The 8,753-nt window shown below is 50.4% G+C and carries 11 protein-coding genes; 4 read left to right on the forward strand and 7 right to left on the reverse strand.

Annotated features, from left to right (window positions below; translation table 11 throughout):
- The 3 genes from ACTS3T_RS03280 to upp form a co-directional block, all read right to left on the reverse strand.
- On the reverse strand, positions 1-1,344 hold a 1,344-nt coding region (locus ACTS3T_RS03280), incomplete at its 3' end, for a GAF domain-containing protein (protein ID WP_462934786.1).
- Between the two features lie 149 nt (positions 1,345-1,493).
- Complete coding sequence (locus ACTS3T_RS03285; protein WP_377964990.1) at positions 1,494-1,814, reverse strand: ssl2009 family thylakoid membrane protein; 321 nt, start codon at positions 1,812-1,814, stop codon at positions 1,494-1,496.
- Positions 1,815-1,958: 144 nt separating this feature from the next.
- Positions 1,959-2,609 carry a uracil phosphoribosyltransferase gene (gene upp / locus ACTS3T_RS03290; RefSeq protein ID WP_377964988.1) on the reverse strand — a complete coding sequence of 217 codons (651 nt, stop codon included), beginning with the start codon at positions 2,607-2,609 and terminating at the stop codon, positions 1,959-1,961.
- Positions 2,610-2,674: 65 nt separating this feature from the next.
- Between upp and crtH the strand changes: the two genes are divergently transcribed.
- The gene (gene crtH / locus ACTS3T_RS03295; RefSeq protein ID WP_377964986.1) at positions 2,675-4,222 is read left to right on the forward strand and encodes a carotenoid isomerase; all 1,548 of its coding nucleotides are present in this window, start codon (positions 2,675-2,677) and stop codon (positions 4,220-4,222) included.
- 2 nt (positions 4,223-4,224) lie between these two features.
- On the opposite strand, the gene ACTS3T_RS03300 is transcribed toward crtH, so the two are convergent.
- On the reverse strand, positions 4,225-5,313 hold the full coding sequence (locus ACTS3T_RS03300; protein ID WP_377964984.1) for a calcium/sodium antiporter: 1,089 nt from the start codon (positions 5,311-5,313) through the stop codon (positions 4,225-4,227).
- A 119-nt stretch (positions 5,314-5,432) separates the two neighbouring features.
- On the opposite strand from ACTS3T_RS03300, the gene ACTS3T_RS03305 reads away from it, so the two are divergent.
- Positions 5,433-6,029 (forward strand): Npun_F5749 family FMN-dependent PPOX-type flavoprotein, encoded by a 597-nt coding sequence (locus ACTS3T_RS03305; protein ID WP_377964982.1) that lies wholly within the window; start codon positions 5,433-5,435, stop codon positions 6,027-6,029.
- 82 nt (positions 6,030-6,111) lie between these two features.
- Here the strand turns inward: ACTS3T_RS03305 and cysE are convergent, their stop codons facing one another.
- The gene (gene cysE, locus ACTS3T_RS03310; RefSeq protein ID WP_377964980.1) at positions 6,112-6,846 is read right to left on the reverse strand and encodes a serine O-acetyltransferase; all 735 of its coding nucleotides are present in this window, start codon (positions 6,844-6,846) and stop codon (positions 6,112-6,114) included.
- Positions 6,847-6,943: 97 nt separating this feature from the next.
- Positions 6,944-7,426 carry a hypothetical protein gene (locus ACTS3T_RS03315; protein ID WP_377964978.1) on the reverse strand — a complete coding sequence of 161 codons (483 nt, stop codon included), beginning with the start codon at positions 7,424-7,426 and terminating at the stop codon, positions 6,944-6,946.
- A gap of 98 nt (positions 7,427-7,524) precedes the next feature.
- Here ACTS3T_RS03315 and ACTS3T_RS03320 point away from each other — a divergent pair, with 98 nt between their 5' ends.
- Positions 7,525-7,683 (forward strand): hypothetical protein, encoded by a 159-nt coding sequence (locus ACTS3T_RS03320; protein ID WP_377964976.1) that lies wholly within the window; start codon positions 7,525-7,527, stop codon positions 7,681-7,683.
- A gap of 165 nt (positions 7,684-7,848) precedes the next feature.
- Positions 7,849-8,205 carry an Hpt domain-containing protein gene (locus tag ACTS3T_RS03325; protein WP_377964974.1) on the forward strand — a complete coding sequence of 119 codons (357 nt, stop codon included), beginning with the start codon at positions 7,849-7,851 and terminating at the stop codon, positions 8,203-8,205.
- Between the two features lie 27 nt (positions 8,206-8,232).
- Here ACTS3T_RS03325 and ACTS3T_RS03330 read toward each other — a convergent pair whose 3' ends face one another.
- Positions 8,233-8,640, reverse strand: coding sequence for a bactofilin family protein (locus tag ACTS3T_RS03330; RefSeq protein ID WP_377964972.1), 408 nt, complete (start codon positions 8,638-8,640; stop codon positions 8,233-8,235).
- Between the last annotated feature and the right edge of the window lie 113 nt (positions 8,641-8,753).

Genomic DNA, 8,753 nt, shown 5'->3' on the forward strand with positions numbered 1-8,753 from the left:
TTGTTCTGCCTGTTTGCGTTCTGTAATGTCGAGGTCAATGCCTGCCATCCGCAAGGGTTGACCGTTGGGATCGTACAAGACCTTGCCCTGACTCAGCGCCCACCGAATTCTGCCGTTGGGGTAGACGATACGAAATTCAATGTCATAGTTGGCTTGGGTGGCGATCGCTTGTTCAATAGCGGCCAGCACCCGATCGCAATCGTCTGGATGTAATCGCTGGCAAAACATTTCAAAAGAGCCGTCAAATTGCCCTGGTTCCAGGCCAAACAGCGCTTCTAGATTGTCTGACCAGGTGATGTGTCCTGTCTGAATGTTCCAGTCCCACGTTCCCATGCCAGAAGCGGTCAGCGCTAGCTGTAGGCGCTCTTTGCTCTCGCGCAGTTCAGCTTCAACTCGCTTGCGTTCTGCCAATTCAGTTTGTGACTGCTGATAAAGTTCCGCCTGCCGAAGGGCAATACTCACCTGGGCACTCAGTTCTTTCAGCAAATCGATTTCTAAAGGCTGCCACTGGCGCGGCATCGAGCAGTGATGGACAATCAACATGCCCCATAACTGCTCGTCTTGCAAAATTGGAACCACTAAATTGGCTCGTACTTGCAGCTTGGTCAGTAGTTCCACATGGCAAGCATCTAAATGACCATCGTAAATATCTGGTCTAACGGTGACCCTTCCTTGGCGAAAGGGTTGAATATGGTCTTCACTCAGGCACGGATCGTAGTGGGAGGTCGATAAAAATGGAATCCACCCTGACCCAACCGATTCGGTTGTGACAGTGCCCCAGCCATCGGGCTGTAGGCGAAAAATCAAAACGCGATCGCTTTGGAGAAACTGACGAATTTCATCAACGGCTGTTTGTAAAATTGCCGCCAAATCCAAAGTCTGGTGGATTTTTTGGGTGATGTGAGACACTAAGCGCTCTGCCGCGATGCGTTGATGCAATTGGGCGCGTAGCTGTACCGCTTCGATCGCCTCATCAACCGCCAACTGCAGCCCTTGTGGGGTAATTTGCCCGCTGAGCAAATAGTCGCAAGCCCCTGCTTTCATCGTCTGCACGGCGATTGCTTCGTTGCCCTGCCTGCCCACCACGATCACGGGTATGCAAAAGTCTTGGCTAACGGTTTGCAAACCGTTCAAAAACTCCAGCGCGTCGAGGTCTGGCAGATGCGCCGCCAGCACGACTGCATCGGGTTGGTGCTGTTGCCAGAGACTTAAGCCTTGTTGCCCTAAGGAAGCCTCTAAAAAGGTATAGGTGCAAGCGCGATCGCTTGACAAACAGCGCCGATAAAATTCTCGATCCTCAGAAGAAGCTTCGACCACTAAAACGGTGCGTGAGGGCAAACTCATAGGCTTAGCCTCAAAGGTGATGGGAGCGTCTATCTATATGATTAAGAGCACACTAGGTCAATTCAACAATATCACCATTGTCTGGTTGCACCTAGTTTAGCGATCGCTCGTGATAAAACTTGTGATCAAAGATGACGTTAAAATCACCCTTAATCGACTCTAGAAGCGTCTTCAGTCGGTTGAGAATGGCCGTTGACTTTGCCAAGCTGCTGGCGAACGTCGTCAATTGCTTCGTTAAGCTGGGCAATTTTGTCTTCTAAACCTCGACGCGCTATTTCTATGCGGGCTTCAGTTAAAGGTGAGGCAGAATTCAACGTTTGATCAGCCTCGCTGGACAACACCAAATCATCCATTTCAGCCTCCTCTTGCTGTAGCCGACCGGCCACAACCACTCCCACAATGCCCCCTATAATCCCACCGAGGAAGGCACCCGTAAAAAATCCGGCTGTAAAATTATCTTGCTGACTCATAGACAGAGGTGAGTAGTTTAGTGAAGGTTCTGTCGAGAATTAGGGCAGTGCAATTCAAAGACTTTCAAAAAATAACACGATGGTCGCAGACGACTCTTAATGGCAGGTTAACAGACGTCAAACACAGGCAGCGCCGTAGTCTGCTTAAGTGCCAAACGTGCGATCGCCTGCATCGCCCAACCCTGGCACAATAAACCCCTGATCGTTTAGCCCTTCATCTATAGTGGCAGTATAGATGGTTAAGGCTGGATACGCCTCTGCTAATTTTTGCAAAGCTTGAGGGGCAGCCACTACAGAAATAATTCGAACCAACGCCGGATCAATCCCTCGCTGTGTCAGTTCTGCCATGGCAGAGAGCATGGTTCCCCCTGTGGCTAGCATCGGTTCGCTGACTAAAATCCGGGTTTGAGCATTAAAGCTCTCGGGAAACTTGTTTAAGTAGCAAGACGGCTCTAGCGTTTCTTCATTACGAACAAATCCAATATGATAGACAGACGCTAAGGGTAGCAGCGCTTGAGAACCTTCCAGTAAAGCTAACCCCGCTCTTAAGATAGGAACAATTGCCACTGGAATCTCTGGATTAATAAACGTCGCGGCGCTTGAACCCAACGGGGTTTCTATTGAGGTTTCTACCACGGGCAACCAGTCGCGAATGGCTTCGTAAGTCAACCAACGACCCAGTTCGGTCATGGCGCTGCGAAACAGCACAGAGGGGGTCGCGGCATCTCGCGCGACACCGAGCCAATGCTTGATCAGCGGGTGCGGTGGCACATAAACCCGGAGTTGGAGAGCCATAAATTCAGAAAATCACACAAATCTGAACCATCATACTGCGATCGCTGTCTTTATATCCTATTTTCATGAGAGAACTTTCTGACGCCAATAGCTTTGATGTGATTGTCATTGGCTCTGGCATTGGGGGACTGGTGGCGGCCACTCAGCTAGCTGTGCAAGGCGCTAAAGTTTTGGTCTTAGAGCGCTATCTAATTCCCGGTGGCAGCGCTGGCTATTTTGAGCGCAATGGCTATCGCTTTGATGTGGGAGCCTCAATGATTTTTGGCTTTGGTCAGCAAGGTACCACCAACTTGCTGACGCGGGCACTCGCCGCTGTGGGGATGCACTTGCCTACTGTGCCGGATCCGGTGCAGATTCATTACCACTTACCCCAGGGGCTAGAACTCAAAGTTCACCGCGACTATGAACAATTTTTAGCTGAACTAGGCGATCGCTTTCCTGCCGAGCGCCCAGGCATTCGCCAGTTTTATGATGAGTGCTGGCGCGTTTTTCGCTGCCTCAATGCGATCGAGCTGCTGTCGTTAGAAGAACCAGGTTATGTCGCCCGCGTCTTTTTTCAAAATCCCTTAGCTTGTTTGGGGCTAGCCAAGCGCCTACCGCTCAATGTGGGGCGGGTCGCCCGCCGCTATTTGCGCGATCCAGAACTGCTGAAGTTCATTGACATGGAATGTTACTGCTGGTCAGGCGTAGCCGCCGATCGCACACCTTTAATTAATGCTGGCATGGTGTTTAGCGATCGCCACTATGGCGGCGTCAACTATCCTCAAGGCGGCGTCGGCCAAATTGCCCAAAAACTGGCAGCAGGCTTGCAAAATGTTGGCGGACAGATTCGCTACCGCGCCAGGGTGACGCAAATTTTGACTGAAGCGGGCACCGCTATCGGCGTTAAGCTAGCCTCTGGCGAAATCTATAAGGCACGCCGCATCGTTTCTAACGCGACTCGCTGGGATACCTTCGAAAAACTATTGCCCCAACGACCACTCCCGGCGGCTGAACAACAGTGGCAGCAACGCTATCAAAAAGCACCTAGCTTTGTTAGCTTGCATTTAGGCATTAAGGCCAGTGCCTTGCCCGCCGCAACGCAGTGCCATCATATTTTGCTAGAAGACTGGCCAAAAATGACTGCGGTAGAAGGAACCGTGTTTGTCTCTATTCCCACCCTGTTGGATCCTGCTTTAGCACCCGCCGACCGCCATATCATCCATGCTTTTACCCCTAGCGGCATTAAAACCTGGCAGGGGTTAGCGCCTCACCAATATCAAGCCAAAAAAGCGGCGATCGCTGCTCGTTTGATTCAGCGTCTAGAGCGCATTTGGCCTCATATGGGAACTGCCATCGAATACCGAGAAGTTGGCACCCCTCGTACCCATCAGCGCTTTTTGGGGCGAACAGCAGGGACTTATGGGCCTATCCCCGCAAAACAACTTAGGGGGCTTTTAGGGATGCCTTTCAATCGAACGTCGGTTCCGGGTCTGTACTGTGTCGGGGATAGTACCTTTCCGGGGCAGGGGCTAAACGCCGTGGCTTTTTCTGGCTTTGCCTGCGCCCATCGAATTGCCGTTGACTTGCGGCTACAGCGTCAAAATCATCAGCACTTGGGCGATCGCCATTAGCTTTAGTGACGTAAGCGTTTGCTAGCTCTCCAAGAAGCGATCAGCAGCATTAGCACCGTCAGCGGCATAACAACCAGCAGCAGCACCGAATTAAACGCTTCTATGTTTTCGTGCTTGGCCGCATCTAAAATCAGGTAGGTTGTATAGGCCACGTAATAGCCTAAAAACAATCCCCCTTCCCAGCGGGAGACAATATTACCTGTGGCAAAAATCGGCAAACAGGCGATCGCGACCGCAATCATGACCGGAATATCAAACCGCAACGCTGAGAGATTGACATCAATACCCGTTGGCGTGATCACACCAGCCACTCCCAGCACCAGCAAAATGTTAAAAATATTACTGCCCACTACGTTGCCAACGGCAATATCGCGTTCTCCTCGTAGGCTAGCGATCGCTGATGTGGCCAATTCGGGCAAAGAGGTTCCTGTAGCTACAATCGTTAAGCCAATGACCAGTTGACTAGCTTGAAAGGCTTCAGCAATGGCGATCGCCCCGTTAATCAACAGTCGAGAACCGCCAACTAGCAGCACTAAGCCAATCGCAATAAAGCCCAAATTGACTAACCAGGTCTTTAAAGTTGTTTGGTCGCGTGAACCATATTCTTTTTGATATTCGGCTTGCACAGCAACATCTTTTTCTTTGCGGCCTTGAATAATCAAAAACAGCGTGTAGCAAATCCCACCCAGCACTAAAACCAATCCATCTGAGGAGTTGATAAGGCCATCTAAGCTAAACAGCAGCGTTAAGAAAGAGACGCCTACCATAATAGGTACATCAAGGCGAACGAGCTGCTGAGAAACAATCAGCGGTGAAATTAAAGCAGAAATGCCCAGTATCAGCAAAACATTGAGAATATTGCTGCCAACAATATTGCCCAAAGCAATTTCAGCCTGCTGCGACAGTCCAGACTGGATACTCACAGCCAGTTCCGGCGCACTGGTTCCATAAGCCACAATGGTTAGCCCCACAATCAAAGGAGGAATGCCCACACTAGCAGCCAAACGCGAAGCCCCTTTAACGAGCAATTCTGCGCCAGCTACCAGCAGCACTAACCCAACCAGTAGGATAAAAATATCCGTAAAGCTCATAGAATATGGCCTGTAAAACTTAAAAGCTGAGCCAGAACTCAGCCCATTTATTATTGTCTGTCAATTTGAAAAACTTACTATCCTGCGATTACCAGAGATTATGGATACTCAGCTGTTAAATGTTTAGTTCCCCTAACCCGCCTGCTCCCTGGCGATCGCCCTTAGCTCGGGCACTCCACCGCAATCGGAGCGACGCCCATGCCCGTTATTTGCAACTGGCCACTGTGCGCCCTGATCATCGCCCAGCTAATCGAACGGTCGTCTTTCGTGGCTTTTTGGCCGCCTCTGACTGCCTACAGTTTGTCACCGACTGCCGGAGCGCCAAGGTCGCGCAAATTGAGCAAAATGCCTGGAGTGAAGGTTGCTGGTACTTTGTCAAAACCCGCGAACAGTTTCGCCTTTTAGGTCAATTGACGCTGGTTGGCTCTACTCACCCCGATGCTGAACTGCAAGCAGCCCGCCAGCAAGTTTGGCAGCAGCTATCTGATAAAGCCAAAGGCCAGTTTACCTGGCCACACCCCGGTACTGAGCGCCAACCCACCTCAGCTTTTGAGCAGCCTGTACCCAACGCCGATGAACCCTTAGCCACCTTTTGTTTGCTACTGCTGACACCCGCTGAGGTCGATCATTTAGAACTCAAAGGCGACCCGCAAAACCGCTATCGCTACCAACTCAATGCGGTGAAAGGCTGGACAGTTGAAACCCTCAATCCTTGAGACTGCTGCGAAAATCGGCTGACTTGTTTACTTTCCCGCTGGCAGAGAAAGCGGGTTAACCCCGATCAAAGGGAGCTTACGCTCAAATGCCAGAGCCGTCAAAAAACTCTTCAAAGGTTTTATCTTGGAGGCGGCAACTCGACTTTGCCCCCAAGCGATGAGTCTCAACCCCAACGGGTTGACGAGACTGGTTTAAAGTTTCCACCTGTTGCTCTAACGCTTCAATGCGATCGAGCAGCGCTCGAATTACCTTAGCCTCTGAGTCGGGAAGCCGACCATGTTCTAACAAATCAGAGCGTTCACCAGAGCGATGCACAACTCGCCCCGGAACCCCCACGACCGTACAGTCGGAAGGAACTTCCCGCAAAACCACTGACCCGGCTCCAATGCGGACATTGTTGCCAACTTGTATGTTGCCAAGCACCTTAGCGCCCGCCCCGACAACAACATGGCTACCCAAGGTCGGGTGTCGCTTACCACTTTCTTTACCTGTACCGCCGAGCGTCACACCTTGGTAAATCAGCCCGTAGTCGCCGACAATAGCCGTCTCACCGATGACCACCCCCATCCCATGATCGATAAACACACCCCGGCCAATAGTGGCACCGGGATGTATTTCAATACCCGTCAAAAAGCGGGCTATGTGAGAAATGAGTCGTGGAATAAACGGCAGACCCAGGTGCCACAGCCAGTGCGCCAAGCGATGAAACAGCAACGCCTGTAACCCTGGATAGCAGAACAACACCTCTAACCAGTTGCGAGCAGCCGGATCGCGATCGAAAATGATACGAAAATCTTCAGCTAGGGCTTTTAACACAGATTTCCCTCAGCAGTCGGGTTGCGCCAGCCTCTATCTTAGCGTTTTTGGGAATTTTACTGAGGTTTTATTCGCACAACGCCTTATTTTAGATGCGCTATGGTCTGGCCGTCAGGACGTAATCGTAGCGATTGCCCTGCTCAAACGCACCCACCCAAACTCGGTAGCTACCTGCTAGCCAATCCGTATCTTGTAGCACAGCATCTGGTTGACGACGGGTACCCGATGCACAGCGAATGGTATTGTCGTCTGGGCCTTGAACTAATAAGGTGGTTGCTTGTCCGCCGCTATCTACCTGCAGCGTTAGCTCAGCTAGATCTTGCTCTAGCACCAGAATGTGATCGGGCGTAGAATCGGCAAAGCCCAGACAAAAATTACCGTCACTGTCGCGACTGACAATATTGGCCAACGAGTAAAAACCTGCGGTAAACCCTTCAGCGCTAGGGGCTTCGTTGGGTAATTCAGCTGGCAATACAAGGTTGTCAAATAGGGCTGTTTGAGCCAGAGCTGGCAAACTGCCTAGCAAAACGAATGCTGCTAGTGCGAGAGAACGATAAGATTTCGATAAAAATTGCAGCATGATTAGAGCGTATATTATCCCTATATATAGGACGAAGGCTGAGCCTGAAAGGTTGCTAGAAACCCTGTCATACTTTAACTTTACTTAGGAGGCTGGCTGTGAGCTTGCTGGTCTTATTTTGCTTACTCCTGATCAGTTTGGCACTGACAGCTTGTTTTGATGTGCTGCCGGAGCTATTAATTAGCTGGCTATCACCGCCTCGATGGGTGGGTTGGGTGGCAATTGTGGCAATTGTGGCTTGGCTAGCTGGCGAATGAGGGTAGCCTATGGCACTTAGCAATTATCTTTGAGGCTTTGTCGTCGCCTAAGTGTAGTCAACAATACGATATAACAAGAAACGAGATGTAAGGAAACCAGAAATCTGCGCTTTTGAATAAGTTTCTCAAAAGCAACTATCTAAATCGCTTTGGAAGCAAACAACTATGAGTTTTTCGAGTGCTGAGTCCTCTCCTATCGACCTTGAGCAGCTTCAGCAAATTTCTGGTAACGATCCAGAGTTTGAACAAGAACTGCTACAGCTCTTTGTTGAGGATGCGATCGCCCAAACGGCTATTTTAGAAGAGGCGATCGCCCAGCAAAACAGCCAAGCTATTGAAGAAACGGCCCATCACCTCAAAGGGGCCAGTGCCAATGTGGGAGCAACCAGCATGGCCGAAACCGCTGCCCAACTCGAAGTAGCGGCTCGCCACCAGCAAAGTGAGCAGCATCACCGTCTATTCAAAGCGCTACAACAAGGCTTAGACGAGGTGCGTCATTACCTAAACGGCCTAGATAGCTAACGGGCTAACTAAGCCAACTAAGCAACCTTAATTTTGCGTCTGAGTATCGACGCTGCCATAAAGTTCAGGTAGTTCACGAGTAGACGGCAAAGTTTTGGTGTCGCGGGTTTCAATATAGCCCGTATAGTAAGCCCCTGCTTCAATTTCCAAAGCCCCCGCCACCACATCTCCTTCTAGACGAGCAGTTCGGCTCAAAGTGAGTTTGCCCTCTACAAAAACACGAGCTTTGAGGACACCCTGGACAACGATATTTTTGGCTCTTACTTCTGGCCCTTCAACCAGACCCGTCTGAGAGATTTCCATATCGCCTTTAACTTCAACAGTTCCGTGAATAATGCCATCTACACGGAGCAGGCCATTGGCATGTAAAATCCCTTCAAACTCGCTATTTTGACTCAAGTAGGTCAACATTGGTGCCGACTTGCGCTTAAACATAAATGCCTGTCCTGTCTTAAATGGTTGGCTTTCCTGCAACACCCCTCAAAATACTCGCATTGATTCTAGATTTTGGGTTACTGTTCCTGGCGGTGTTTTTGAGTTTCTCACTG

It is taken from the genome of Almyronema sp. (assembly GCF_052168255.1).
In the GTDB taxonomy this organism is placed as follows: domain Bacteria; phylum Cyanobacteriota; class Cyanobacteriia; order Phormidesmidales; family Phormidesmidaceae; genus Sphaerothrix; species Sphaerothrix epifaneia.

Coding starts and splice junctions, on each gene's coding strand:
- upp (WP_377964988.1), bottom strand. CDS start 2,609: ATGGCTCTCCAACTCCGGGTTTATGTGCCACCGCACCCGCTGATCAAG.
- ACTS3T_RS03305 (WP_377964982.1), top strand. CDS start 5,433: ATGTTTAGTTCCCCTAACCCGCCTGCTCCCTGGCGATCGCCCTTAGCT.
- ACTS3T_RS03330 (WP_377964972.1), bottom strand. CDS start 8,640: ATGTTTAAGCGCAAGTCGGCACCAATGTTGACCTACTTGAGTCAAAAT.
- crtH (WP_377964986.1), top strand. CDS start 2,675: ATGAGAGAACTTTCTGACGCCAATAGCTTTGATGTGATTGTCATTGGC.
- ACTS3T_RS03315 (WP_377964978.1), bottom strand. CDS start 7,426: ATGCTGCAATTTTTATCGAAATCTTATCGTTCTCTCGCACTAGCAGCA.
- ACTS3T_RS03285 (WP_377964990.1), bottom strand. CDS start 1,814: ATGAGTCAGCAAGATAATTTTACAGCCGGATTTTTTACGGGTGCCTTC.
- ACTS3T_RS03325 (WP_377964974.1), top strand. CDS start 7,849: ATGAGTTTTTCGAGTGCTGAGTCCTCTCCTATCGACCTTGAGCAGCTT.
- ACTS3T_RS03300 (WP_377964984.1), bottom strand. CDS start 5,313: ATGAGCTTTACGGATATTTTTATCCTACTGGTTGGGTTAGTGCTGCTG.